General features: G+C 44.3%; 23 protein-coding genes. 18 read left to right on the forward strand and 5 right to left on the reverse strand.

From position 1 onward, the window contains the following. Nucleotides 1-19 precede the first annotated feature (19 nt). Nucleotides 20-1714 carry a M3 family oligoendopeptidase gene (locus tag H509_RS0112035; RefSeq protein ID WP_028545307.1) on the forward strand — a complete coding sequence of 565 codons (1695 nt, stop codon included), beginning with the start codon at nucleotides 20-22 and terminating at the stop codon, nucleotides 1712-1714. Between the two features lie 529 nt (nucleotides 1715-2243). On the opposite strand, the gene H509_RS27670 is transcribed toward H509_RS0112035, so the two are convergent. Continuing rightward, complete coding sequence (locus H509_RS27670; protein ID WP_157277644.1) at nucleotides 2244-2525, reverse strand: hypothetical protein; 282 nt, start codon at nucleotides 2523-2525, stop codon at nucleotides 2244-2246. Between the two features lie 292 nt (nucleotides 2526-2817). Here H509_RS27670 and H509_RS0112040 point away from each other — a divergent pair, with 292 nt between their 5' ends. The 10 genes from H509_RS0112040 (at nucleotide 2818) to H509_RS0112090 (ending at nucleotide 14433) form a co-directional block, all read left to right on the forward strand. Continuing rightward, nucleotides 2818-3366 (forward strand): GNAT family N-acetyltransferase, encoded by a 549-nt coding sequence (locus H509_RS0112040; protein ID WP_028545308.1) that lies wholly within the window; start codon nucleotides 2818-2820, stop codon nucleotides 3364-3366. A 31-nt stretch (nucleotides 3367-3397) separates the two neighbouring features. Then, the gene (locus H509_RS0112045; protein WP_211234332.1) at nucleotides 3398-3910 is read left to right on the forward strand and encodes a DUF2569 domain-containing protein; all 513 of its coding nucleotides are present in this window, start codon (nucleotides 3398-3400) and stop codon (nucleotides 3908-3910) included. A gap of 869 nt (nucleotides 3911-4779) precedes the next feature. Continuing rightward, nucleotides 4780-6099: an iron uptake transporter deferrochelatase/peroxidase subunit gene (gene efeB, locus H509_RS0112050; RefSeq protein WP_084159161.1), complete on the forward strand. Its 1320-nt coding sequence runs from the start codon at nucleotides 4780-4782 to the stop codon at nucleotides 6097-6099. Between the two features lie 228 nt (nucleotides 6100-6327). Further along, nucleotides 6328-7308 carry a helix-turn-helix transcriptional regulator gene (locus H509_RS0112055; RefSeq protein ID WP_028545311.1) on the forward strand — a complete coding sequence of 327 codons (981 nt, stop codon included), beginning with the start codon at nucleotides 6328-6330 and terminating at the stop codon, nucleotides 7306-7308. Between the two features lie 231 nt (nucleotides 7309-7539). Further along, nucleotides 7540-8511 (forward strand): ABC transporter substrate-binding protein, encoded by a 972-nt coding sequence (locus H509_RS0112060; RefSeq protein WP_028545312.1) that lies wholly within the window; start codon nucleotides 7540-7542, stop codon nucleotides 8509-8511. A 574-nt stretch (nucleotides 8512-9085) separates the two neighbouring features. After that, on the forward strand, nucleotides 9086-10141 hold the full coding sequence (locus H509_RS0112065; protein ID WP_028545313.1) for a FecCD family ABC transporter permease: 1056 nt from the start codon (nucleotides 9086-9088) through the stop codon (nucleotides 10139-10141). Nucleotides 10142-10143: 2 nt separating this feature from the next. Further along, complete coding sequence (locus tag H509_RS0112070) at nucleotides 10144-11178, forward strand: FecCD family ABC transporter permease (protein ID WP_028545314.1); 1035 nt, start codon at nucleotides 10144-10146, stop codon at nucleotides 11176-11178. A 48-nt stretch (nucleotides 11179-11226) separates the two neighbouring features. Then, nucleotides 11227-12942, forward strand: coding sequence for an ABC transporter ATP-binding protein (locus H509_RS0112075; RefSeq protein WP_028545315.1), 1716 nt, complete (start codon nucleotides 11227-11229; stop codon nucleotides 12940-12942). 172 nt (nucleotides 12943-13114) lie between these two features. Further along, a complete protein-coding gene (locus H509_RS0112085) occupies nucleotides 13115-13930 on the forward strand; it encodes an ABC transporter ATP-binding protein (RefSeq protein WP_028545316.1) in 816 nt (271 codons plus the stop codon). Between the two features lie 17 nt (nucleotides 13931-13947). Continuing rightward, on the forward strand, nucleotides 13948-14433 hold the full coding sequence (locus tag H509_RS0112090) for a hypothetical protein (protein WP_028545317.1): 486 nt from the start codon (nucleotides 13948-13950) through the stop codon (nucleotides 14431-14433). Between the two features lie 65 nt (nucleotides 14434-14498). Here H509_RS0112090 and H509_RS0112095 read toward each other — a convergent pair whose 3' ends face one another. Both H509_RS0112095 and H509_RS0112100 read right to left on the reverse strand, forming a co-directional pair. Next, nucleotides 14499-15782, reverse strand: a complete 1284-nt coding sequence (locus H509_RS0112095; protein ID WP_028545318.1) for a chitinase — start codon at nucleotides 15780-15782, stop codon at nucleotides 14499-14501. Between the two features lie 177 nt (nucleotides 15783-15959). Then, nucleotides 15960-17624: an AraC family transcriptional regulator gene (locus tag H509_RS0112100; protein ID WP_084159162.1), complete on the reverse strand. Its 1665-nt coding sequence runs from the start codon at nucleotides 17622-17624 to the stop codon at nucleotides 15960-15962. 191 nt (nucleotides 17625-17815) lie between these two features. On the opposite strand from H509_RS0112100, the gene H509_RS0112105 reads away from it, so the two are divergent. Together H509_RS0112105 and H509_RS0112110 are read left to right on the forward strand one after the other, a co-directional pair. Beyond that, complete coding sequence (locus H509_RS0112105) at nucleotides 17816-18301, forward strand: DinB family protein (protein WP_028545320.1); 486 nt, start codon at nucleotides 17816-17818, stop codon at nucleotides 18299-18301. 432 nt (nucleotides 18302-18733) lie between these two features. After that, on the forward strand, nucleotides 18734-19228 hold the full coding sequence (locus tag H509_RS0112110; protein WP_028545321.1) for a GyrI-like domain-containing protein: 495 nt from the start codon (nucleotides 18734-18736) through the stop codon (nucleotides 19226-19228). 66 nt (nucleotides 19229-19294) lie between these two features. On the opposite strand, the gene H509_RS0112115 is transcribed toward H509_RS0112110, so the two are convergent. Continuing rightward, nucleotides 19295-20320, reverse strand: a complete 1026-nt coding sequence (locus tag H509_RS0112115; protein ID WP_051286996.1) for an alpha/beta hydrolase — start codon at nucleotides 20318-20320, stop codon at nucleotides 19295-19297. Between the two features lie 141 nt (nucleotides 20321-20461). Here H509_RS0112115 and H509_RS25080 point away from each other — a divergent pair, with 141 nt between their 5' ends. The 4 genes from H509_RS25080 to H509_RS0112140 all read left to right on the forward strand — a co-directional run bounded on the left by H509_RS25080 (nucleotide 20462) and on the right by H509_RS0112140 (nucleotide 24439). Then, nucleotides 20462-20734: an NUDIX hydrolase gene (locus H509_RS25080; protein ID WP_084159201.1), complete on the forward strand. Its 273-nt coding sequence runs from the start codon at nucleotides 20462-20464 to the stop codon at nucleotides 20732-20734. A gap of 96 nt (nucleotides 20735-20830) precedes the next feature. Then, nucleotides 20831-22609: an ABC transporter ATP-binding protein gene (locus tag H509_RS0112130; RefSeq protein WP_028545323.1), complete on the forward strand. Its 1779-nt coding sequence runs from the start codon at nucleotides 20831-20833 to the stop codon at nucleotides 22607-22609. Between the two features lie 31 nt (nucleotides 22610-22640). Beyond that, nucleotides 22641-23315 carry a response regulator transcription factor gene (locus H509_RS0112135; protein WP_028545324.1) on the forward strand — a complete coding sequence of 225 codons (675 nt, stop codon included), beginning with the start codon at nucleotides 22641-22643 and terminating at the stop codon, nucleotides 23313-23315. Next, nucleotides 23312-24439 (forward strand): sensor histidine kinase, encoded by a 1128-nt coding sequence (locus H509_RS0112140; protein WP_028545325.1) that lies wholly within the window; start codon nucleotides 23312-23314, stop codon nucleotides 24437-24439. Before H509_RS0112135 ends, H509_RS0112140 begins: the two co-directional genes overlap by 4 nt. A 40-nt stretch (nucleotides 24440-24479) precedes the next feature. Here the strand turns inward: H509_RS0112140 and H509_RS0112145 are convergent, their stop codons facing one another. Continuing rightward, nucleotides 24480-24992 carry a DUF1572 family protein gene (locus H509_RS0112145; protein WP_051287001.1) on the reverse strand — a complete coding sequence of 171 codons (513 nt, stop codon included), beginning with the start codon at nucleotides 24990-24992 and terminating at the stop codon, nucleotides 24480-24482. Between the two features lie 386 nt (nucleotides 24993-25378). Here H509_RS0112145 and H509_RS0112150 point away from each other — a divergent pair, with 386 nt between their 5' ends. Further along, nucleotides 25379-25837: a DinB family protein gene (locus H509_RS0112150; RefSeq protein WP_051287129.1), complete on the forward strand. Its 459-nt coding sequence runs from the start codon at nucleotides 25379-25381 to the stop codon at nucleotides 25835-25837. Nucleotides 25838-25915 lie beyond the last annotated feature (78 nt).

Here is a 25915-nt window from a genome sequence, read left to right on the forward strand (position 1 = left end):
TTGAAAGGAAGCGTGTAGTATGAAGTTTAATGAATTTAAGTATGAACGTCCTGACATTAAAGAAATTGAACAACGGTTTAAAGAGCTGTTACATGGCTTTCATGCAGCCTCCAGCTTTGAAGAACAAGATAAATACATGGCAGACATTAACCAGTTGCGCGGCAGCATCGACACACAAGCAACAATTGTAAGCGTGCGGCATTCGATCGACACAACAGATGAATTTTATAAAGCAGAACAAGAGTATATGGATGAAATGGGTCCAGTCATACAAGAGTACATAACGGATTACTACCGAGCGCTAGTTCAGTCTAAATTTAGAACAGAGCTGGAGGACAAGTGGGGCACTCAATTGTTCCAATTAGCGGAGCTGTCCTTAAAGACATTTAGCCCAGAGGTAATCGAAGATTTACAATTGGAAAATAAATTGACGACAGAGTATTCTCAACTGATCGCTTCCGCTAAAATTGTTTTTGAAGGCGAAGAGCGCACATTGTCGCAATTGACTCCGTTTGAACAGTCAACTGATCGTGAAATGAGACGTCGTGCTTCTGAAGCGCGTTATCAGTTCATGGCAGAAAATGAAGAAACATTTGATCGTATTTACAGCGATTTGGTAAAAGTACGTACCAAAATTGCAAAGAAGCTTGGTTATGACAATTATGTAGGTTTGGGCTACGCTCGTATGAGCCGTACTGACTACAATGCGGAAATGGTTGCGAACTTCCGCAATCAAGTGTTGGAACATATCGTTCCGGTAGCAACGAAGCTGAGAGAACGTCAAAGCAAACGAATTGGTGTGGACACACTGAAATTCTATGATGAAAGTTTCAGCTTTAAATCCGGTAATCCGACGCCAAAAGGAGATCCGGACTGGATCGTAGCCAACGGCTCAACGATGTATTCGGAGCTGTCACCAGAGATGAATGAATTTTTCTCCTTTATGGTAAACAACGATTTGATGGATTTGGTGAGTAAGAAGGGGAAACAAAGTGGCGGCTACTGCACTTATTTCCCTGCATACAAAGCACCGTTTATTTTCTCGAACTTTAACGGAACCTCGGGTGATATTGACGTACTGACTCATGAAGCGGGCCATGCGTTCCAAGTATATGAGAGCAGACACTTTGAAGTGCCAGAATACAACTGGCCAACCTATGAAGCATGTGAAATCCATTCTATGAGTATGGAGTTCTTTACATGGCCTTGGATGAAGCTTTTCTTTAAAGAAGATACGGATAAGTATCATTTTGATCACTTGTCTTCCGGCTTGCTGTTTATTCCTTACGGTGTGTCGGTTGACGAGTTCCAGCACTTTGTATACGAGAACCCAGACGCAACACCTGCGGAACGTAAGAGTGCTTGGCGTGCGATTGAGAAGAAGTATTTGCCGCATCGTAATTATGACAACAATGATTACTTGGAGCGTGGAGGCTTCTGGCACAAGCAAGGCCATATTTTCTCAACGCCGTTCTATTACATTGACTATACGCTGGCTCAGCTCTGTGCCTTCCAATTCTGGAAGCGTATGAATGCGGACTTTAAGCCTGCGTGGGAAGACTACCTGAAACTGTGTCAAGCTGGCGGAAGCCAATCTTTTGTTCATCTGGTTGAATACGCAGGTCTCATTTCTCCATTCCAGGATGGCTGTATCGCTTCTGTTATTGGTGAGATTGAAAATTGGCTAAACAGCGTAGACGACACCGTGCTGTAAACTTTCAAAGACATCCGTAGCACTACATGAAAAGGGGCTGTCCAATAAGTCTCTAAAATAAAAGGTTGGGCGGAGAAACGTAATGTTTTCCGTCCAACTTTTTTGTGCTTTTGCTTCTGCTGGAAATGGCGAAACGGATGCCCCCACCTTCAACATGCGCACATTAAAAGACCCCGTTACAACTTAGATGCAGAGCGTGCGGATCATCGGTATGATGGTGCGGTAGTGGCGCGGAATACGTGAACGGACGAGAGATCCGTTATGGAGTGGATGTAAGGATTATTTGGTCGCTTAGCGGACAGGAGGTACGCTATTGGCATATTTCATCCCGATTTGGCGCTAGTTTGGAGGCAATAGCGGATTTCCTGTCCGGTAACTACACCAAAAGCGTGTTATTACGGTACATAACGGATCGTCTGTCCACCCAAGCCAGTCTATTCAGCCAAATATCGTCGCTCTCTATGCTCTTCGCTATCGTTTTGTATTCTTAAAGCGGCCGTTCGGACACGAACCGATCATCGTGCCCTTCCTACGTCCCCTTTGAGGCGTGCCGAATGTTCTTTTTGCAGCGACGTATAATCTCCTTCATATAGCTGCTGGTAGGCAGGAGCACATCCGTTTTTTTGTCTTCCCTTATCGCATACAAATGAATATACTCCCTGCCATAGCCTGCGAGGGTTAGCACCGTCTTGGGCAAGGGCAAAGAAGACGTAGCCAGGCGCTTCATATGGGGGATGAAGCGGCGCGTATCGGGGGGACGTTGGTGCCAGCTGTAAACATACTGTTCCGTAGTGGTCATTTGATTACGCATAAAAACCGTTCTTTGTGAAAGGTTAGTGGCGTAACTTCCATTTCACAAGAAAAGACGGTTTTTTGTGCTTATTTTTACCATTCAACAAAACGGGGCGTCCGTAGTCAAGTCAGTTTAGACTGACTTTCGGGACAGGCCCTCTTTTAGGTGGAGTGGGCGTCTATTCAAAAATGGTAGGGTTGTGCTACAATTAAACTTTTTAGGAACAATATGGTTTTTTTGAAGTGTGGTTGACGATGACTCTTTATTGAGAAATGGTCGGAAGAGATACATAGGAAAGGGGAAGAGACATATGAAGCTATTTCCGGAATTACAGACGGATCGATTGTGGCTAAGAGCATTACGAGCAGATGATGCAGAAGATTTATTTCGTTATTTTTCGCAGGATCAGGTGACTGAATTTTATGATTTGGACAGCTTCACGAATTGCGAGCAAGCTCGAGAGCTCATCTTGAGTTGGGGGAACCGTTTTGAACAGCAAGAGGGCATTCGGTGGGGCATTACTTTAAAGGGCGATGACCGTGTTATCGGTACATGCGGTTATCATAACTGGTCTAAGGAACATTTCAAAGCGGAAGTCGGATACGAGCTTCATCCAGACTATTGGCGACAAGGGATTATGTCGGAGGCTGTACATGCGATTATCCAATATGGCTTCGAGCAGTTGGAGCTGCATCGTATTGAAGCGTTTATTGATCCTATGAATGAAGCCTCCCGAAAGTTGTTAACAAAGGTCGGGATGCAGGAGGAAGGCTTGCTCAGAGCTTATTTCTTTGAAAAAGGTAAATTTGTAGACGCTTCATTGTTTGCTATTTTACAAACAGATCGTACAGATACATAACAAGACATAGGGGTAGTGAGATCAGATGAGTATGGAAATTAAAGAAGTTGTAAACAAGCAAGCGGAGCCGTTGCCTCCTTTAGGTGTGTCGGGTTTAGGCGGATGGCTTATTTTCGTTCAAATGGGGCTGTTCGCGTCTGTAGCGATGAGCGTGGCAGGGATTTATCAAAGTTGGGATTGGGTTTTTTCAGCCCAAATGTGGGAAGTCATTACAACAGAAAGCTGGGAATATTTCCACCCATTATTAGCGCCAACTATTATATTTGAAATCGTCATGAATTTAGTAGTAGGCGGCCTTTCGATTTTTGCTTTGGTCCAGATGTATCGTAAGAAATCAAGTTTTCCCAAGTTTATCAAAATCTTATACATTTTATTTGCAATGATCCAAATCATTAATTATACACTATATATGCAGATTCCGCTGTTAAATGAAATATCTGATATGAATTCGTCAAAAGATATGGTACGGAGTATTCTCAGTTGTCTAATATGGATCCCCTATTTTAATCGCTCGGAGCGTGTGCAAAATACGTTTAGACGATGATGGAACTTCCTTGTTTGAGCAGCACTGTAGCGAAGAACGGGATGTCTTCTAAGTCAATTTTGATTGGTGCTGCCCATTTCACATCCAATTAACATCGAATAGGTGTAAATTTTAGATAACAGCCTTTAGAACCAAAGGGGTATCCAAATTGAAATTATTTTTAAATGTCACAACTTATTTAGTTGCTGCTATTGCCGCAATTCTCGCCTCTTTCTTTAGCAGCAAGTTATCAGAATCTGAGTGGTAATGATGATGCGCTTATTTTCTTAGGAAGCATCAGATTTATCACTTTCTGGTCACCTATTCTGGTAATTGTTTCGTTTATTATTTGTTATTTTTAATCAAAAAAATAACGATCAAGCCGATACTTTTTGGGTAACTTCGTATTTTTATTTCCGTGATGCCGAGTTAATGATAGTGATTATAGGAACGGCTATTTTCACAATTTTAGGAAATATGATCGAACTTCAAAAATTTAAACACACACAAGAGATGTAGTACCGGCAGTCTACTACTTTATTTTCATGGAACAATAGATTTTTAAAGAGGACCTCGGCCCCACTTTGAAGTGGATGTGGAGGTCCTTTGGTATGTCGATTGGGATGATATCTGTCAAGTGATTGGAACACTTCTGGGGCAGGTCTTTTTACACGCTACCGATAAGTAAATAAATTTGAATGCCGCTTCTTGACGGAATGAAGGGTTGGTCTTATGATAAATACGTCATCGATAATCATTATCAATTAACGGGATCAAGCCTTATCTATCGGGGCAAAGTTAACGTATGATGAAATTGTCATATGAAGCCTTATGTTAACGTACAGGCTGAGCTGCTGTTTAAAATGGGGAAATAGCTAGGAGTGTAACACATGAAGAAGAAAGCTCATAATAGAACGAACACCACAGAGCATAAGATCGACGCTGGATCTTCTGGTACTCACGGCAAGCTAAGTCGAAGAGAATTGTTAAAAATGGCCGGTGTTGGGGGAATTGGGTTGTTGCTTGGTGGGACTAGTGTTGGGGGTCTTCTTTCTGCTACAAGTAGAGAGTCCTCCGCAACGAACAGTCTACCCTCATCGGCAGAAGATAAAATTTCCTTTTATGGGACACACCAGTCTGGAATTACAACGCCAGCGCAAAATTTTGTTTGCTTTGGTGCCTTTGACTTCACAACAACGTCCATCGAAGATGTTCGCAAGCTTTTTCAAGCATGGACCAAAGCTGCTGCTGCAATGTCCGCTGGTCAAATGATTGGTGATGTGAACGATAATCTGAATATGCCCCCTTCGGACACAGGGGAAGCAGTAGGCTTGTCCACGTCACGGCTGACAATTACATTTGGAGCGGGTCCTGCGTTGTTTGACAATCGCTTCGGATTGGCAAGCAAGCGTCCGGCTGCATTTCCGGACTTGCCCAAATTTGTCGCAGATGATATTCAGCCGCAATGGTCAGGCGGAGATCTAGGCGTGCAAGTATGCGCGGATGATTTGCAAGTTGCGTTTCATGCGCTGCGTAATCTTACGCGTATCGCTCGCGGTACAGCCGTATTACGCTGGACACAAGACGGATTCCAGCGCTCCAGCCAGGCAGATCCATCTGGCAGCACGCCGCGTAACCTGATGGGCTTCAAGGATGGAACGGGCAACCCAGATACTAATGACAAGCAGAAGATGAATGAGGTCGTATGGGTCCAGCCTGGTAATGGTGCATCCTGGATGGACGGCGGCAGCTACATGGTCGTGCGCAGAATACGGATGCGCATTGAAGTATGGGATCGTTCCACCCTTCAAGATCAGGAGGTTACTTTCGGAAGGTACAGAACTACAGGAGCTCCGCTTGGCGGCAAGGATGAATTCGAGCCGCTTGATTTGGAAAAGCGAGATGCTGCCGGAGAGCTTGTAATACCGGCCACGGCACATTCACGACTGGCGCATATGGATGGCAAAGTTCAAATTTTACGCCGTGCATTTTCGTATTCTAGTGGTCTTGATGCGAAAACAGGGCAGATTGATGCCGGCTTGTTTTTTATTTGCTATCAACAGGATTTGCGTACGCAATTTATTCCTATGCAGAAGAAACTGGCAGCTACGGATAAGTTAAACGAGTATATCGTTCATGTAGGCAGTGCTACGTTTGCCTGCTTCCCTGGTGCTCGTGAAGGGGGATACATTGGGGAAACACTGTTATAGTTCATCGTCATAGTGTTATAACTAACCATAGGACGAACAAAGCGGATTAGGTCGTGGAAGGCCTAATCCGTTTTGTCGTGCGCAGAATGTATCAATGTGACTTCTGTCCTTACAGGTGTAAGGGGGGGAGTTCCATTTCTTGAGATAGGCATCTGCTGCTCAATCCGTTATAATGCTTGATAATAGTTATCAACTACACGTGAACAATACGATATCGGAGCGAAGCGCATGAATGAAAGAAGTTATCAGCCTGATTTTCATCACAATTTTCATCAATTTTTTGACGCGTTAAAGTTGGATAGATCAGATCGAACTAAGACAGAACGTATGCAGTTACATGCCCAATTAGGTCATGGCAGCATTCAGCGATATGTACCACGTATGGATATGGAAGTGATCATTTCGGAGTATCAATTTCACGAACAACGTCGTTTCGGCTTACACGCCAACAATCCAATGGTGGAATTAAGTTATTGTGTGAAAGGCAAACGATCTGCGAGTGTAGGGGACAGCGAGTATGAAACCGTGCCTGGTACGTGTATGCTGCAATTTATTGATGACGCTCAGGTTCAATTTGAGTTTGACGGCGACCAGCCCTTTTTTATGGTAAGTATGGCGATTCCTGTTGCGACGTTCCATCACTTCATCGAGCAGGGAAATGGTGCTAGAGCTATTGCTTTTCAGGATATTATGGGTGGACGGCCTTATCGGATGTTTAATCAAATGATTCAGCCTGCGGATTCAATCCTTCTGAACCGTATCATACGGGCATCCCAACTGCCGAGTACTCGTAATATTGAAATGGAGTGTGGTGTGTTGGAATTACTGTCATCCGCGTTTCATTCCTTTCTGCTAGAAGGACAGACGGAATCAAGCAAGTTGACAAGAAGTGATATGAGCATGTTGAAGCAAGCTAGAGACATTATGCTGGAGCAAATGATAAATCCACCGACACTGTTAGAACTGTCCCGCATGATTGGAATGAATGATTATAAGTTAAAGATTGGCTTTAAGGAGATGTATGGCAACACTGTTTTTGGTTATTTGCGGGACAAACGACTTGAGAAAGCTTTTTTATTACTTCAGGAAGGGAACGTGAATGTGACAGAGGCCTGCTGTGCTGTCGGATATTCGAACCCGAGCTATTTTGCGGAGTCGTTCCGCGACAAGTATGGCATTAACCCTGGGGCTCTCGTTAGACGAATATAACGTACGTGTGCAGCATCTAATGCTGCAATATGTAGAAGCCAGCCAGTTGAACAGAGGGTGGCTTGTTTTGTGTTGCATGCTGCTGGTTGTTATCCCGTTAACCAGTGTCGTATTCCGTCTACTGGTAGATTCGTGGCTGCTGCACATTGTAACATGCAAATGACGATAATGAGAATCGTTATTACATGGCCGCCATAAGTGCTGCCGAGAAAAGGGAGATAAATGTGACATATGGTGAGAAAAAAGACAATAGTGTGGATGATGGTTGCGATAACCGTATTATTTGCCGCAGGCTGCACACCTTCGAGTGAAAATTCTAGTGAGGGTCAGGCAGCGACGTCTAGTTATGGTAACCAAGAAGCCGAACAACAAGCGGATGCCTCTTTCCCGAAAACGATTACACATTTGAGCGGTGAAACCGTCATTGCAAAGAAGCCAATGAAGATTGCGACGCCATATATCGCTTTTGTGGATTATTTGGCCGTACTTAACGTTTATCCGGTTGCGGGGCAAGGGATAGATACGATTCATCATAATTTCCCGAATCTAAGCAAACTGCTGCAAGGGAAGGAGATTACGGATCTCGGTATGGAGGTGAGCATGGAGAAGCTGCTCGCCGCAAATCCAGATCTCATTATTGCAGCGAATGACATGGCCGATAAGTACGAGCAGCTTAAGCAGATTGCCCCTACCGTCATTTTGCCTCAGGCAGGGAACTGGCGGGAGACGTTAATCCAGATTGCGGATATGATCGGCAAGGAAGAGAAGGCGGAAAGCGTTCTGACTGCCTTTGACATGAAATCTGCAGCGTACAAACAAAAGCTGGCCGCACATGAGCATGAAACGGTACTGTTTGCAATGTACAGCGGCAAGGATCAATTTGTCACGTGGGAATGGGAGCGATTTGAACCATTCTACAAAGGTTTAGGACTTAAACCGGTACCAAACACGGAGAAAGGGGGGCCTTTAACCTTAGAAGGTCTGGCAGCTCTGAATCCGGATCATATTTTTGTGATTAATAATTGGCAAAATCCGGTTGAGGGAGGAGTCAGCAAGACGCTAAAAGATAATGAAGTTTGGCGGAGCATGGAGGCTGTTAAGAAGGATCAGGTTTATTATCTGGAAGATCCCTCCCTCCCAGGGCCGATGGCGCTAGCCAAAATCAATGGTATTGAAGATATTATTCAAGCGATGGGACATTAGAGCTCTAGTAGATTGTTATTGTAGTCATTTAAAGGACCTCTTGTTACGTAGCATGGGATGAATTGAGTTAGCTTTGATCGGGATATTTATTGGCGATAGAGGATCGTGCGGAGTTTCCCTTAGTAGTTGGAGGATGACAGGCGGCGCGGTAACACGTAATGTAATTATTTCCTTCACGAGAAAGAAAAATTGAAGTATAATCAAATTAGTGATAATGATTATCATTATTTATTACGCAGGTAAAGCTTGCTGGGTGTACATTGACGATAGGGAGATGGTGGTAGCAGTCCAGTCAAAAGAGAGCAGTTCGCGCGACTGCTATTAGGTATGTAGATGATAAGCTTGGGTAGGTACGAGGCAATGTACGGCCCGATAATTAAAATAAAGCTTTTCAGTCTTTGAACTGAAAAGCTTCTATTTATGTATTGCTTGTCTATTTTGTACAAAAAAACAGTTCAGTTTGTCCATTGCGGTGCGACTAGGCATTGGCATACAATATGTTTTGTGCGATTGAGAATCAATATCAACAAATTAACTTTTTAGGAACATCATCTCGAGAACAAGGGTGGCAAGCATGAGTGAAACTATTCGTTCAGCAGTTGAAGTAGTAGCAGAACCAGCAGTTAAGTTCCAATCTCGGCCATTGACTGCAACGTTGATCCTTATTGGAGGTGTCATAGCCTTAATTTTTGGGATCGGTATTTCAGTATCTTTAGGCGCGGCAGATATTAAGCTGCCTACTGTATGGCATGCAATCTTTAACTTTAATGAAGATGTGACACAGCATCAAATTATACAGGAGCTCCGCCTTCCTCGTGTATTAGCAGCAGCTATAGTAGGTGCTTGCTTTGCAGTGGCAGGGGCGATCATGCAAGGGATGACACGTAATCCGCTGGCAGATTCAGGTCTCCTAGGCATTAATTCAGGCTCCGGCTTTGTGTTAGCGTTATGCTTTGCCTTTTTCCCTGGTTTACCCTACATGTATCTTATTATGTATTCCTTTGTAGGTGCGGCTGTAGGTGCAGGGCTAATATATGGTATTGGATCACTGGCGAAAGGTGGTTTAACACCGGTACGTCTAGTGTTAGCAGGTGCAGCTTTAAGCGCACTGCTATCTGCATTAGGGGAAGGGATTTCATTATACTACCGAACGGGTCAGGATTTGGCCTTTTGGAGTGCAGGTGGAGTAGCGGGTACAAAGTGGGAGCACTTGGAGATTATGTTTCCTTGGATTGCAGCGGCAATAATCGGTGCACTGATTCTATCCCGTTCCATTACTATGTTAAGTTTGGGAGAGGACATTGCGAAAGGTTTGGGTCAACGAACCGTGCTAGTTAAACTTGCTGGTACCTTCATTGTTCTTGTGTTAGCGGGGGCTGCCGTTTCGGTCGCGGGTGCGGTTAGCTTCGTAGGATTGATTGTTCCTCACTTGACCCGTTATCTGGTAGGTGTTGATTACCGCTGGATTATACCGTGTTCTGCTGTGCTTGGCAGCTTGCTGGTCGTTTTTGCAGATTTGGCGGCTAGAATAGTTAATCCACCGTATGAGACGCCAATTGGCGCGCTTATTGCCCTTATCGGTGTTCCTTTCTTCTTATATCTAGCCCGTAAAGAAAGAAGGGAGCTATAAATATGGAAAGCTCAAGAATTGCGTTAAGCGAGCGACAGCGAAAGAAACGTGGCATAGCTGTGCTAGTCATTTTAGGCGTATTCATTGTTATTGCATTAATGATCAGCGTTAATACAGGACATATTCGGCTATCACCAATGGAGTTAATACGGACGTTGTTTGGCTCGGGTACAGCGAAACAGAATCTCATCTTGTTTGATTTCCGCCTGCCGCGGATCGTTATAGCTGTCTTGATTGGGGCCGGTTTGGCAGTGTCGGGATGTATTATGCAAGGGATTTCACGTAATGCATTAGCGGACCCTGGTATTCTTGGCATTAATGCGGGAGCAGGATTAATGGTAATGCTGTTTATCTCCTTTTATCCGACGACGGCTGCTGCACCTGTGTATTTGCTTCCTGTATTGGCATGGATTGGGGCAGGATTAACGGCAACTTTAATTTATGCGCTTGCTTTCAAGCCTCATGAAGGTTTGTCCCCGACGCGGTTGCTGCTAACAGGGATCGCGGTTGCAGCGGGAATAAGCGCAGCGATGGTTGTATTAACTTTAAAGCTCAGTCCAGAAAAATACCAATTCGTAGCCACTTGGCTAGCCGGAAGTATTTGGGGCTCCAATTGGAAGTTTGTGCTTGCGCTGCTGCCTTGGATTGTTATTCTGCTTCCCTATGTGTTCTATAAGGCACGAGTAATGAACATTTTAAATCTGGGAGATCAGACGGCAACTGGACTTGGTGCTCCTGTGGAGAAGGAACGCTTCGTCTTGATTGCAGCAGCAGTCGGACTTGCGGGTGCGTGTGTAGCAGTAAGCGGTGGAATTGGCTTTGTCGGCTTGATAGGCCCGCATTTAGCAAGGAGGTTAGTAGGGCCCAAGCATCAGTTGCTGCTGCCTGCCTCTGCATTAGCTGGAGCACTACTAGTCCTCGTGTCGGATACGATTGGCCGCTGGATTATTCAGCCCTCCGAGGTGCCAACGGGAATCGTAGTAGCTGTAGTAGGAGCGCCGTACTTCTTATACTTGCTTGCAAAGTCCAAAGCATAGGTACATAACAGTGTCAAAAAACTTGAAGATGAGAGAGAGGGAATATAATTGCTGCGACGATTTTTCGCTTATTACAGACCATACAAATGGCTGTTTATATTAGATTTTTCTTGTGCCATTATCGCTGCGGCATTAGAGCTTGCATTTCCGTTAGCTGTAAACCAAGTAGTAGATAAGCTGCTGCCGAGTGGACATTGGGATTGGATTCTTTGGGGATGTGCGGGATTACTAGGTATTTATGTTATTAGCTCATGTCTGCATTTTGTGGTGACTTATTGGGGACATAAGCTGGGGATCAATATTGAAACCGATATGCGAAAAAAATTGTTTGATCACGTCCAAAAGCTTCCATTTCGGTTTTTTGACAATAGCAAAACTGGACATCTTGTATCTCGTATGACCAATGACCTGATGGATATCGGGGAGATTGCACATCACGGTCCAGAGGACTTGTTTATTGCGATTATGACGTTGGCAGGTGCATTCGGCATTATGCTCGGTATCAATTGGCAGTTGGCGGTGCTTACCTTTGTTATTATTCCACTTATGATTTATTTATCTTTATACTTTAGTCAGAAGATGTCACGAGCTTTTGACCGATTGTTCAAAGATATAGCGGATTATAATGCCCGCGTTGAGAACAATGTCAGCGGCATTCGCGTCGTGCAAGCATTTGCAAACGAGAAGCATGAGATTGCTCGCTTCGCAGAGCGTAATGAACAATTCCGTCTAACCAAGTTGATCACGTACAAAATTATGGCTTGGAACTCTTCGTTAAGTTATATTTTAATGAAATTTGTATCGTTATTTGTACTTGTATGTGGTACTTGGTTTGTGATCGCTGGGAAAATGACATACGGTGAATTTATTGCTTTTGTGATGCTTTCTACTGTGTTTCTGCAACCGATTAAACAGATCAATTCCGTTATTGAGACTTATCCTAAAGGGATTGAGGGTTTCAAGCGGTATTTGGAACTGCTGGAACTGGCACCTGATATCGCAGATGCTGAACATGCCAAGCCTGTTACCCATTTAAAGGGAGACATTGCGTATAAAGGTGTTACTTTCGGATACGAGAACAAAGATAAGGTGCTGCGGCAAGTGGATCTCACGATCAAAGCAGGTGAGACCGTTGCGTTGGTCGGCCCTTCAGGCGCAGGCAAGACGACGATTTGCAGCTTGCTGCCTCGCTTCTATGAAATCGATGAAGGTACAATTACGATTGATGATATCGATATTCGCGACATGACATTAGAGTCGTTGCGCAGTCATATTGGTATCGTGCAGCAGGACGTCTTCTTATTTGATGGGACGATTCGTGAAAATATTGCCTATGGCAAGTTAGGCGCATCTGAGCATGAAATTTGGGAAGCGGCGCGCCGTGCACAATTAGAGGAATTAATCCTGTCCCAGCCAGAAGGGCTGGATACTGTCATAGGAGAGCGTGGCGTGAAGCTATCAGGAGGGCAAAAGCAGCGCTTGTCCATTGCACGTATGTTCCTGAAAAATCCACCGATTCTCATTCTCGATGAGGCAACATCGGCGCTTGACACAGAGACGGAAGCTGCAATTCAGCTGGCGCTTACTCAATTATCAGAAGGTAGAACAACGCTTGTAATTGCTCACCGTCTAGCTACCATTAAGAATGCTGATCGTATCGTCGTAGTTGCCGATCAAGGGATAGCAGAGCAGGGCAGCCATGCGCAGCTTCTTAAAGTAGGCGGCACATACAGCAGATTACACGAGGCACAATTTGGCACTTAACTTGTATAGTCCCAGCTATACTTACAGAGCTGTCGTTCATAAACAAAGGTGCTTGTTAGTTTAAGGGACGTATATTTTGTATGGACAGCATGTGTATGCGGAGCCGGTAGCTTGCCTATTACAATACACGCCATATAAGCACCACCTAATATGAAGAAGGAGGCATCAAAGGATGCAAACACTAAAAGAACGTCTTCATACGGAGCAGCTCCAAATTGGATACGGGGATACGCAAATCGTTAACAATTTGAATCTGACGATTCCTGATGGAAAAATTACTGCGCTAGTTGGCGCCAATGGTTCGGGTAAATCGACAATTTTAAAGGCGATGGCGCGACTGATGCGTCCTAATGCAGGGGCAGTTCTGCTTGATGGACAGTCCATTCAATCAAAGTCAACCAAGGAAGTCGCGAAGCAACTGGCTATTTTGCCGCAAAACCCAACTGCACCCGACGGATTAACGGTGTCTGAACTTGTCTCTTATGGAAGATTTCCGCACCAGAAAGGATTTGGCTCCTTAACGAGTGAGGATAAAAAGGTCATCCAATGGTCGCTTGAAGTGACAGGTATGACGTCGTTTCATGATCGCCCAGTTGACAGGTTGTCTGGGGGGCAACGGCAGCGAGCCTGGATTGCGATGGCGCTTGCGCAGCAGACAGACATTTTATTTTTGGATGAACCGACAACGTTTTTGGATATGGCACATCAACTGGAAGTGCTGCAATTGCTCCATAAGCTGAATCAGGAAGAGAAACGAACGATCGTTATGGTCGTGCATGATTTAAATCATGCCTCCAGATATGCACAGCATATGGTAGCCATCAAAGCGGGAACCGTTATTTGTGAAGGTACTCCCGTTGAAGTTATGAATAAGAAGGTGCTGCGGGAAGTATTTGCGATCGAGGCTGATATTATGTCCGACCCAAGGTCTGGAGTTCCACTGTGCATGCCATATGAATTGGCTGCTTTGTCTGCTGTGAAAGCTTAAAGACGGGAGGGGATGGGATGGATGCACAATCCATATACACGGTCCGTCAAATTATTCGCAAGTGGCACCGCTATTTAAACAGTAAAATGTTCGGCACTAAGTATATCATTTTGGAAATGATAAGCGATCAACCCGATTGTACAGTGGCCGAGTTGGCCAATCGGCTGACTTTAACGTCTGAGGTAGTTGAAGAGGCAATCGATAGCCTTATCATTAGTGGTTTGGCGCAATGGGGGCCTGGAAAGAAGGCGGAGATCGTACCTACAAGCACGGGCCTTAAAATTGCGCATTCTCTTCGCGCGGGTCGATTAAAGTGGATGCAGCAGCATGTTGACAGCGGTGCTGTGCAACAATTTCAGCAACTTTTTGCATTGTTCAATGAAATGGTACATGATGTTGAACAAGCAGCAGCATCGGCTCAAGTCGCTCAATGTCCGTATGCGGACGACATGGTCATAGATTCCTTTAGCTACATGGAGCACAAAGAGGCGAGCAGTCCATAAACGGGATTGCTCGCTCTCTTTTTTATTTCGCAGTTTTATCGCTTACATTTAACTTTAAAAAGACTTTAAAAAGGCTGCATGCCTAGTGTATCAAGCTTCTCATTAGAAACATCGATCCCCATCTTGGTAGTAATATCACGGTAATGTCCTGCGCGACGCTTCACCGGGCTGCCCTCTGTTTCGCCTAGATTGGCCTCGAGTCCGTTCAGAACCATAATTGTAATACCGAATCCTGGCGAATTCAGCCCTTTTGCAGTCAATTCCTTGGTAGGCTTCCATTTTCCGACCATAACGTCATGTGCGGACGGTTTTGGCGCCTGTGGTGTCATCCAGAACAGAATAGCCGTCATAAATCCGACTTTGCCATCTGCGGCAACGATTTCTGGATTTTTGAGCAAAACCTCTTTGTCTCCGTAAATAACGGAGCTGAACAACCCATAATTAAAGTTCCAGCTTAACATGATGGGCCCTCGACCATAGTATCTTTTGTCCTTGTAGCCAGGGTACAGTTCACTGCTATTTGGGTCTACAAAGCTGGAATTGTTTTTACCGGTTCTACCTGCAATATTTTCATTCCAGAACAGTCCCCAACGCAGAGGCCCGCCTGGCGCAGTATCCCAACCGCCGCCTGTTTCATGTGAGAGATTGGCAAGTAAAGCCGCGAGTTCACGCTTGCGATCTTTTTTGGTCCCTTCTTTCAGAAAGGAGCCATAATCCACAATATGAACAACTACATTACGCTTGCGGTTAATTTCGGAGTTAAAATTAGCAGAACGAGATACAAGCGTCTCAGCTCTAGCATCCTTATCTAGCCGATAGATTTCCTGCGCATTAAGGTCACCTACACGGCTAACGACCTTGTACTTAATGTTTGCAACTTCTGCTACGGCTTGGATTAGATTATCGTAGGAGAAATAATCTGTTTGGTTAACATTATAATAATCTTTGCCTTTTGCTGCCTTGTGCCATTCGGGAGAGCCTAAGCGGTATGGAAATAATTGCTCATAATCTTGTTGCGGTAAGGCTGCCTTCACCGCCTCTACTGCTTTATCTGGCACATAATCAGGGTCAATGCCGTCCCATTCTTTACGAATTTCTTTGCGCGTGAGCAGCCTGCTCTCGCCAACTTGCAGGGCACTTGCTTGAACATACCGATCGCCAGTTTGAGATATGCGCTCGGCACTATTGTTATGTACCTGCTTAGCAGAATAGGTTGAGGTGCTTTTGCTTGCGGCAGAGGGGGCAGCTGCAAAAGCTGTAAGCGGTGTCATAACAAGTGATGCGCCAATAGACAAAGAGACGGTCTGGTGCACGAGCAGACGTGCTAACCGTTTTTTCTTTCCGGACATAATCATCCTCCTTTAATTAGGGAATGGTTCATACATATTCACCTCCTCAACTATTCATGTACAATTTGACTGTTGACCATGTTCATCCACAGAAAACAGCTATTCCAAGCAACTCTAAGTAAAAAAGCCATCGAGAACAGTCGACGGCTTCGAATTAAAAACTAGCTTTAATTATGCTTAGGAGGTTCGGCTTAACAATAAAGGAAGTGTCTGAAGGAGTCGCTCTCTAGTCAGGGCATCACTCAGATTCCAATGTAAGGCGTTTACCTGATAGACGTATCCGGCACGAACGGCAGGAAGCTGCTTCCAGGCAGTGCTGCGCATAAGTTGCTTTGTTGCTTGTCTGGAAACCTCATTGCCACTGATCAGCATAAAGATACGGTCTCCAGCATAGTCAGCAACCTGTTCAGGATTGATTTCCATAAAGCTACATCCTGCATCTAATATGTGCTGAATTTTATCCACGGGTCTAAATCCGATCGGATGATAGAGGGCAGAGGACAACCCTGTAGTTCCCATCACAAAAAGTCGATCACCGTGATCATAAATAAAGACTGAAGCTGTCTCACCGGGCTTAATGTGGGATCGCAACTCACGCCACATGGCATTTTCCTTTGCTGTATAGGCATCAAGCCATTGCTGGGCTTCACGCTGCTTGCCAAGAAGGCTGCCCAGTGTATGCAGGCGCTGATCCAGTGGAGCAAACGAATTAAACGTAACTGTTGGCGCAATTTGTGAAATGGAGTTGTACAAGCTTTCGTCTTCATTTGCCATAATGATCAAGTCTGGTTCCAGCATACGAGAGGCGTGCGGGTTGCAAGGGTGGCCCACATCCTCGATGCGATGCACATATTCCTCATAAATCGTTCCTTGGATGAAATAGGAAGCTCCGCCAATCGCTTTTACGCCTAACGCAACCAGATCACCATAAGTCTCCCCGTGATAAATAATACGTTGGGGTGTAGCCGGGATGTCTACCTCATGTCCAGTCCAATCTTTGACGCGAACTTTGCCTTGCATCCGGCGTGCATATTGCTTAGGTGTAATGCCAGTCGTATGACGAAAACGACGGTTAAAATAGTATTCGTCCGCAAAGCCTACACGCTCGGCAATTTCACGCAAGGGCTGTTCGGAGCAGCATAAAAGCTCTTTTGCACGTGTGATCCGAAGTTCTGTCAAGTAGTCAAGCGGCCTCTTTCCTGTTAATTCCTGAAATATCGGTGTGTAGCGCCATTGTGACACATTAGCAAGTTGAGCGAGCTGCTTGACGGTAATCGGATTCATATAATTGTGTTGCATATACTGAATGGTGTTCTGCACCGATTGACTCGTACCTTGAGAAAGGTGGGAGCGCAGGTTGTGCTCCAGTATAAAGCCCATTAGCTGTAAGAAACGAACTTGTTGCGTAAACCATTCCATTTCTGTCTTGCCTGATCTACCCGCGTATAATTCCTCCACCATTTTGAGCAGCCTCGACCACGGATAAGTTGATATTTCAAAACGGTCGGCAAACAGCTGCTGTAAGTAACTGGAGTGCTGGCCGTCTGAAAGGGTCTGAATAATGGTAAACGTAATCCGATAAACACAAACGTCACTTTGACCGTCGTGATCCGCGCGAAGTGAAGTTTGTGGAGGTACAAGATAACTCTTTCCAGCCGTGTATTCAAAAGCGGTCTGATTGATATGGAGGCTGCCGTTGCCACGCTCAAATAAGAGTAAGGTGTGCATCGTACAATCGGTTACATTTAGAGGGCTATTCGTTAATTGTTCGATTCGTATCGTATCGGACAATTGGAAGGACAAGGAGCGTAATGGAGGAGTATGTATACTTAGCTGTGTCAATGGTTGTAGCTCCTCTCTTTGATGATAATCATTATCAATGCTATTATTGTATTAAATATATGACATCATTTCAACGTAAAACAGACTAACAGCTAAATAAACAGGTCGTTTGAACAGGAGAAAACCATTATTACATCGAATTATGAGTATATGAGTTGATAATGATATATTGCAGATAAGGGGAAAACAACATGTCCAACAAACAGCAGCTTCTATCGCAATTTAAAATATGGCTTCCATTTTTGCAGCAGCTTCTTGAAGTAGAAGAAATATGGAGTCAGCCGATTGCGGCGAACAAATGGACCGTCAAAGAAGTCGTCAGCCATATCATGTTGTGGGATCAATTTTTTTATGAAGAGGCAATTCGAAAACTGGCAGACCATGATCCTTTATCATTTCAGCACGTTGATTTTGACTCTTTTAACGAGCATGCCAAGCTGTATGGGCATGCCAATACGATCTCTCGGATCGTATCCGAATCAGTTGTGTATCGAACCGCTATTGTGGATTGCATCGATTCGATGTCGATACAGCAGTGTGAGCAAGATTATCCGATGAGAGATGGAAACCAATTTAATGTGTTACAATATTTACATGATTTTATTCGGCACGATCAACACCATATGAGCCAGATCGAGGCGTTAATGGCCCAATTACGGGTACATGAGCAGGTGTAAATGAGTCAAATGAAGTGGCATGATCTTGCAAGCGTATCATTGCGTACATGCTCGATATTGTTGCGCGGGCTCTCTAATATAGGGGGCAGGCATGTGATGTTACAGACAGGTTATTTTTCCACGTACATGTATACCACTGTATGATGCCGCCAGAGCGTCTCTGACCTCAAATCGAAGAAATCGCCGCCGGATTTGATTGGAATTTCATTAAAAACAACATTTAGGGCTATGATTGAGGGCAAAGCTGCTTTTTTGAGCGCCCGAGAATTTAGCGTTTAAACGAGGGATATTTGTACGAAACCACACACAGCCATCTTCGATTCATCACATTCGTACATCACTCGCTCGCACACGACAAACGAATAGGAAGTGCTATTATGTAAGACTAGCAGTATAATGAGTGGAGATGAACGGAATGGGGGGGCCACGTAAATGGAACCGATAATTGTGGAAAGACAAGAACTAAAGTTAATTGTGTTACATGCCGAACAGAGCGGCGTTGATGTTAGAAGAGCGTGGTCTGAGATTCAGCAGCAACTAGAGATACACGAGGTGAATTGGGTAAATAGAAGCATGGGGTATGTGATCGTGCCGGAGTGGCAATGGGCCAGTGGAGTCAAAGAACTGTGGGTCGGTGTAGAGACGCACAGCTTTGAGCATATTCCGGAACGACTTGATACGAAAATTATTCCCGCAGGGATGTATATGAAAGTGCGCTGCACTGGTGATCGTAATCATATGATGTCAATCTATGCTTCAATCGATAGATGGATCCGTGAACACGAATACGAACGATTAAGCGGGCATGGCAGTTACAGCGTAGAGGCCAATCGATTGCAGCCCGTGAATCCTTTTCACATACCAGCAGACGTCATTGAACAATTTGATTATGACATCTATGTCCCAGTCAAGTCACTACATGAGTAGCCTGCACGATTAATCCATAGATAAAAGAAGAAGGAGGAAATGCCCCTCCTTCTTCTTTTTTGTGTCTTATGAAGGATTAGCATGTCTTTTGAGTTGTTGTACCAGCTTTATAAGCTGTTCATTAATGGTGTCTGGGTTATGATGATGCACGTAGTGTCCTGCATTCTGTAGGACGAATTGTGTACTTTGAGTAGACCAATTGGTCAAATTTTGTTGTGACGTTACCCATTCGGGGAGCGTTGCGCGACCAGCGGTGAAAATGAGTAGCGGTATATTTCCGATGTGGCCGGCTGCGGATACTTTGCTGGCATTGTCGATGGAATGGTCCAATTCTTCCATAATCATAGGATTGTATACATTTTTTAAAGTCATCGCTAGACTTAACTGTTTTAATTGTGACGGAAGCTGTTCACCGTAACCTTCTTCTATCGTTGTAATAAAGTTGGCTATATCGTGGTTGATAGATAATGTTCGGACGAGCCCGATGTTTGTGGCGAGTCGAATCGCAAACATAGAAAGAGTTTGCTGCCAAGTTAACTTATTGTTTTTGTAAAAGTCAGGGTTTCCTCCATCCAACAGGACTACCCCTGCGGTTTCACTTTTGTACTTTTGTGCGTAGTGAATCGCCTCTAAAGAAGCAAGCGAGTGTCCGACCATGATGTAAGGGGGGGATACTCCAGCTTGCTTTAACATTTCGTGTAACTCATCTGTCACCGTATCAATATCAGGTGTTCTATCTGTTGGCTCACTCCATCCGTATCCCGCTTTCTCATAAACGATTACGCGAGTATGTTTAGCAAGTTCAGTGTATAGCGGATAGAAATCTACATATGGACTAGGCGTGCCAAGTCCAGCACCTAGTACGATAGCAGGTGCACCTTCGCCAATACTATACATATGCATTTGGTGACCGTTAATAGATAGAAGCTGGCCGGTTGGAGGGTAGTGTGCTTGATCCTGCTTAACAGCTAAAAATTGATACAGCATGCCTGTACCAACAAGCATCACCATAACAGCAACTATGATAAGAACTATGCGTGGCCATTTCTTTTTGCGGGATGCTGCTACAGGTGTATTCAAATCTTTTAACATGCGAACACGCTCCCTATCTTTTACGTTTAATAGAAATACGACTGTTACTAATAGAGGAATTACTTCGAAAATGAAAATTGTGGATCTTCTATGTTGAATGTCATCATGCAGGTCATAACTATAAATTGCTTAAATGATTGTATGATTAATGTAACCTCTACAACAGATTTGTATAATCCTCCAAAGCACATAGTAGCTGCAAGTGCATATGTAACAAATGATAAAAATGATGTTCTTCTGGTTAAGACAGCGTACCGTTCGGACACTTGGGAATTGCCTGGTGGACAAGTTGAGCTTGGCGAGTCCTTGATTGATGCTGCCATACGCGAGGTAGCGGAGGAGACAGGAGCAAATATTCGAATTGATGGTTCTTTGTTTTCCGCGACGAAGAAGGGGCTTTTGTGTGGTGGATGATCGCTTGGCCTGGTTGCAGTTGTTTAAATTCCGTTTACATTTACGCATTATGATGTATTCCATAAGCAATACGGTCAAGATGAAGGAGTGAACGTTATGGAAGACAACACCACATTTACAGCTGCACGAAAAGGGTCCATTAGCAACTGGCGTCAATTTATGAACTTAATTAATGAGACAAAGCCCTCCAAATTAATGTTAATGGTTGCGCTGCTTATGAGTATCGGCTCGACTGCGGTATCGCTGGTCATTCCGATGTTTACAAAGGGAATGGTAGACAATTTTTCTATGTCGAAACTAGACGGGATGCAGATTGCATTACTTGCAGGAGCCTTTATCGTACAAACGATTGCAGCAGGGCTGTCCATTTACTTGCTGAATTTGATCGGACAGAAAGCGGTCGCTGGCTTACGAGATCGGTTGTGGAGAAAGATGCTCGTTCTTCCCGTTTCGTACTACGATCAGAACAAGACAGGCGAAACGGTCAGTCGAATTACAAATGATACAGGTATCGTTAAGGCCTTTATTACCGAGCACCTTGCGAGTTTCTTTACGGGAATCGTTTCCGTTGTTGGTTCGTTTATCGTATTACTGTATCTGGACTGGCAAATGACGCTTATTATGCTCATAGTCATTCCGTTAGCCGCCCTTATTTTGGTACCACTTGGTAAGCAAATGTTTAAAATTTCAAAAGGTCTTCAGGATGAAACGGCTTCGTTTACGGCAGTATTAAGTCAGGTGTTGTCCGAAATTAGACTAGTCAAAGCGTCTAATGCGGAGTCGCGCGAGTACGAAAAAGGCAGCAAAGGTATCCACAATTTGCAGCGATTTGGGATTAAAGAAGGAGTTGTGCAAGCGCTAATTTCACCGATTATGTCTTTTGTTCTGATGGTACTGCTGGTCGTTGTGATCGGATACGGTGGCATGAGGGTTTCATCTGGCGTGTTGTCGGCAGGTGAACTGGTTGCATTTATACTTTATTTGATTCAAATTGTAATGCCGATGAGTCAATTGTCGATGTTCTTTACCCAATTGCAGAAAGCTATTGGCGCGACTGAGCATATGATTTCTATTCTGGATACGCAAGAAGAGGATCACAGCAGCGGCAAAGAAGTTACGCAGACGAATTTGCCGATTACAGTTGAACAAGTCCACTTTGCTTACTCAGAGGCAGAACCGATACTGGAAAATATTAGTTTTACGATTAAACCAGGGAAAGTAACGGCCATTGTGGGACCGAGTGGAGGAGGCAAAACAACTTTGTTCTCCTTGCTTGAACGCTTTTACATGCCGACTTCGGGTATAATCAAGTTAGGTCAGCAAGGCATTACTGAATTTTCATTACAATCGTGGCGTTCACAGATCGGTTATGTTTCTCAAGAGAGCCCTTTAGTTGATGGGACGATTCGGGATAATATATGTTATGGCATGGATCAGGAAGTATCACAGCAACAACTGGAGCGGGCAGCTGAAATGGCTTACGCTGACGGATTTATTCGAGAATTGACCGACGGATATGAGACAGAAGTTGGCGAACGCGGTATTAAGTTGTCTGGTGGTCAGCGGCAACGGATTGCTATTGCGCGAGCTTTGCTGCGCAACCCTCAAATTCTAATGCTGGATGAAGCGACATCTAGTCTGGACAGCAGATCCGAGATTGTCGTACAGAAAGCTCTCCACAACTTGATGAAAGGTCGAACCACGTTAGTGATTGCGCATCGATTATCAACTGTAGTGGATGCAGACCAGATTTTATTTATAGAGAAGGGGAAACTGACTGGCAGCGGTAACCATCATAAGTTGTTAGAAAGCCATGCTATGTATCGTGAATTTGCAAACCAGCAATTGCGCGTACAAGAGCAGCACAGTTCATAAAAGTTATCTCCCTGAAAGGCGGAACATCAGCATGAACACGATTTTAATCGTTGATGACGATCCACATATTCGTGAATTAGTGACCGTATTTCTTCAAAAGGAAGGCTTTCGGACAATGGAAGCCGCGGACGGCATTGAGGCAGTACAGTTGATGGAGATGGATAGAGCGGATCTTGTCGTCCTTGATATTATGATGCCGAATATGGATGGATGGGAATTGTGCCGCGAGTTGAAATCTTTATACGACATTCCGCTGCTCATGCTGACCGCCAAAGGGGAAACCTCGCAAAAAGTTAAAGGTTTTAATTTGGGGACAGACGATTATTTAGTAAAGCCGTTTGATCCGATGGAGTTGGTTGTGCGGGTGAAGGCACTGCTCAAGCGCTACCAGATCGCGGTATCCCATACCGTACAGTTCGGGCATCTTACGATGAATCGCCAAACATTCGAAGTCACCTCGTCCAAGCAAAAGATTTCACTGCCTATGAAGGAATTTGAGCTTCTATTTAAACTTGGAAGTTATCCTGGCAAGTCTTTTTCGAGAGAGCAGTTGATCGAGGACATTTGGGGTTACGATTTTGAAGGAAATGAAAGAACACTTGATGTACACATCAATCGTTTGCGTGAACGTTTTCCGGAACAGGAGTATGCGTTTAAAATCAAGACAATAAGAGGTTTGGGCTATCGATTAGAGGTGCTGGTATGAGGCTGAGACTACGTCTTAAGAAGCTGAAGGCCAATAAGATGTGGCGAGCATGTAAACTAGCATTTAGCATTATGGTCATTTTGCTGTTTATACTTGCGTCGTGGTCTATTTCCTATTTCATTACACCTTATTTGATAAACTGGGCAGGATGGAGTGTTACAGACTACTGGGCTTTTGTTTTGGTTTGTATTGTGGCATTGCTGCTGTTGGGCGCAGTTATTGGCATATTATTTCCATTAGCACGCAACAAACATTTGGCATTTTACCAATCAATCGTTGATGCCGTTAAACAAATATCTCGTGGTGATTTTGATGTTAAAATTAAGCCGCATGAGGATTTTGAGGATGAGTATGGCGCCTTGGTAGAAAGCATTAACCATATGGCGGGTGAACTGGGACAGATGGAGAGAATGCGTCAAGAATTTATTTCGAATGTTTCCCATGAAATTCAGTCACCTTTAACGTCCATTCGTGGGTTTGCACGCGTCTTGCAAAACGAGGAGCTTACTGAGGATGAACGCCAACATTATTTGTACATTATTGAGATGGAAACGATGCGTTTATCTAAATTAAGCGATAATTTGCTAAAGCTAACGTCATTAGAATCGGACCATCATCCGATGGAGCCGGTATTGTTCCGGTTGGACAGCCAGATTCGCAAGCTGATACTAGTTAGTGAGCCACAATGGTCGGCAAAAGAGCTGGATATTGACCTGAACTTGGCGAAGGTAAGCATTAAGGCAGATGAAGAGATGTTAAGTCAGGTTTGGGTGAATCTGATTCATAATGCAATCAAGTTTACACCAGACAATGGTTCCATTCGAATCGATATGAAGAAGTCTGATGCCTATGTGGAAGTGGTTGTGCAAGATAGTGGTATCGGTATTAAAGCTGATCAGTTGCCACACGTGTTTGAACGGTTTTTTAAGGCAGACGTATCACGTAATCGTACGCAAGGTGGCAATGGGTTAGGGTTGTCCATTGTGCAAAAGATTGTACAGCTTCATAAAGGCACAATTGCCGTGGTAAGCACTAGAGGAGTAGGGTCAACTTTTACAGTGAAGTTGCCGCTTTGTATGGTGGATGAGGGGGTACCGGTTGTGCGTAATTCCCCGCCGAAATAAGAAGCAACACAATAAGTCTCCGCTTCGAATTTAGTATCTATTATTTCCTGCGAGGTATCGTTAAAGATGACCATTCATCGGCTCGGAGCAGCTTGGCCACGTAAATGATCTGTCCGACATGGTACGCATAATGGGACAATTGACGTTCAATGGCCTGCAAGACGGTATGTGGCTGCTGCCGAATGAATACCGTATGCTGTAGGTGTTCTGGACTTAATTGTTCCACTGTTCCGAGCAATACTTCCCACCCTTGATTCCAGATGTCTAATAGTTCGGGTTTGGTCCACATTTGCAACTCAAATTCACAATCCCGATTTCGGTTCGGTTTCTCTCCATCTGTTGTCAGAAAGTCACTCCAGCGTGAAATCATATTACCGCTCATATGCTGGATGATTGTGGCCACACTATTCGAGTCTGCATTCATGCACCAGTTCCACTCGTCCTCACTTAATTGGTCAAATGTGCGTTCTGACACCTCTTTTAATTCCACAAACTTCTCCATCACGACTTGTAAATAATGTTCTCCTAGTGAAATGGACATATCTGATGTCATGAGCCAACCTCCATTAAGCGATATAGGATAAAGACCATAGGATCATGTATCCTATCCATAACTTATCATTGCATAGTCATGATGACCAGTTCGTATAATTTCTTGGGGTTATTAATAAAATGAATCACATCCTTAATAAACAATCTTCATGCGAAGAGACATGCAGCTTGAAATGTTTGTGAACAAATTGTGAAAAATAAGAGATATTACACAAACAACTGACTAAATGTAAATGTTTTCCTTATCATTCGTTTTAGAACATGTCATATTTTAGTTGATCTACCTGCCACACATGATGAAACGGGGGAAAATGAGTGAGCACATCACAATTATATCTAATTACGCATAAGGAAGGTTTTACTCCACAAATAGGTCAGTTGGTGTCGATGATGAATTATGCACGGCACACCACGTTGGAAAGTGTTCAGGGTTGTACAGTTGATGAACTAGACTATCGTATGGATGAAGCTTCAAATTCAATCGGCTCTTTATTACTTCACGTAGCAGCGATTGAATATGCGTATCAGCGCGAAACATTTGATAACAGGGAGTTGACGGAAGAAGAACTGGAGCTGTGGGGGGCTGCTCTGGATCTGGGCGAACGTGGTCGTCATATACATGGTAACCCGTTATCTTATTACTTGGAAGCTATGCAAGAAGTAAGGGAGAATACGTTACGTCAACTGCAATTGCGCGATGATGATTGGCTGGAACAAACGACTTCGTTCTGGTATAATCAACCAGCAAACCATTACTTCAAATGGTTCCATGTGTTTGAAGATGAGATTAATCATCGGGGTCAAATCAGATGGATTCGTAAGCGCATACCTAACAGCTATACATAGCAGCTAGGCAGACCTAGTAAGGTATACAATGAAGGCCGACTTCTGATTGCCAGAGGCTCGGCCTATTTTGATTTCGTT

It is taken from the genome of Paenibacillus taiwanensis DSM 18679, from assembly GCF_000425125.1.
Classification (GTDB): Bacteria; Bacillota; Bacilli; order Paenibacillales; family Paenibacillaceae; genus Paenibacillus_B; species Paenibacillus_B taiwanensis.

What these genes read in the sequence shown, in the direction of transcription:
- H509_RS0112035 (WP_028545307.1), top strand. Translation starts at nt 20, where the DNA reads ATGAAGTTTAATGAATTTAAGTATGAACGTCCTGACATTAAAGAAATT.
- H509_RS27670 (WP_157277644.1), bottom strand. Translation starts at nt 2,525, where the DNA reads ATGCGTAATCAAATGACCACTACGGAACAGTATGTTTACAGCTGGCAC.
- H509_RS0112040 (WP_028545308.1), top strand. Translation starts at nt 2,818, where the DNA reads ATGAAGCTATTTCCGGAATTACAGACGGATCGATTGTGGCTAAGAGCA.
- H509_RS0112045 (WP_211234332.1), top strand. Translation starts at nt 3,398, where the DNA reads ATGGAAATTAAAGAAGTTGTAAACAAGCAAGCGGAGCCGTTGCCTCCT.
- efeB (WP_084159161.1), top strand. Translation starts at nt 4,780, where the DNA reads ATGAAGAAGAAAGCTCATAATAGAACGAACACCACAGAGCATAAGATC.
- H509_RS0112055 (WP_028545311.1), top strand. Translation starts at nt 6,328, where the DNA reads ATGAATGAAAGAAGTTATCAGCCTGATTTTCATCACAATTTTCATCAA.
- H509_RS0112060 (WP_028545312.1), top strand. Translation starts at nt 7,540, where the DNA reads ATGGTGAGAAAAAAGACAATAGTGTGGATGATGGTTGCGATAACCGTA.
- H509_RS0112065 (WP_028545313.1), top strand. Translation starts at nt 9,086, where the DNA reads ATGAGTGAAACTATTCGTTCAGCAGTTGAAGTAGTAGCAGAACCAGCA.
- H509_RS0112070 (WP_028545314.1), top strand. Translation starts at nt 10,144, where the DNA reads ATGGAAAGCTCAAGAATTGCGTTAAGCGAGCGACAGCGAAAGAAACGT.
- H509_RS0112085 (WP_028545316.1), top strand. Translation starts at nt 13,115, where the DNA reads ATGCAAACACTAAAAGAACGTCTTCATACGGAGCAGCTCCAAATTGGA.
- H509_RS0112090 (WP_028545317.1), top strand. Translation starts at nt 13,948, where the DNA reads ATGGATGCACAATCCATATACACGGTCCGTCAAATTATTCGCAAGTGG.
- H509_RS0112095 (WP_028545318.1), bottom strand. Translation starts at nt 15,782, where the DNA reads ATGTCCGGAAAGAAAAAACGGTTAGCACGTCTGCTCGTGCACCAGACC.
- H509_RS0112105 (WP_028545320.1), top strand. Translation starts at nt 17,816, where the DNA reads ATGTCCAACAAACAGCAGCTTCTATCGCAATTTAAAATATGGCTTCCA.
- H509_RS0112110 (WP_028545321.1), top strand. Translation starts at nt 18,734, where the DNA reads ATGGAACCGATAATTGTGGAAAGACAAGAACTAAAGTTAATTGTGTTA.
- H509_RS0112115 (WP_051286996.1), bottom strand. Translation starts at nt 20,320, where the DNA reads ATGTTAAAAGATTTGAATACACCTGTAGCAGCATCCCGCAAAAAGAAA.
- H509_RS25080 (WP_084159201.1), top strand. Translation starts at nt 20,462, where the DNA reads ATGATTAATGTAACCTCTACAACAGATTTGTATAATCCTCCAAAGCAC.
- H509_RS0112130 (WP_028545323.1), top strand. Translation starts at nt 20,831, where the DNA reads ATGGAAGACAACACCACATTTACAGCTGCACGAAAAGGGTCCATTAGC.
- H509_RS0112135 (WP_028545324.1), top strand. Translation starts at nt 22,641, where the DNA reads ATGAACACGATTTTAATCGTTGATGACGATCCACATATTCGTGAATTA.
- H509_RS0112140 (WP_028545325.1), top strand. Translation starts at nt 23,312, where the DNA reads ATGAGGCTGAGACTACGTCTTAAGAAGCTGAAGGCCAATAAGATGTGG.
- H509_RS0112145 (WP_051287001.1), bottom strand. Translation starts at nt 24,992, where the DNA reads ATGACATCAGATATGTCCATTTCACTAGGAGAACATTATTTACAAGTC.
- H509_RS0112150 (WP_051287129.1), top strand. Translation starts at nt 25,379, where the DNA reads ATGATGAATTATGCACGGCACACCACGTTGGAAAGTGTTCAGGGTTGT.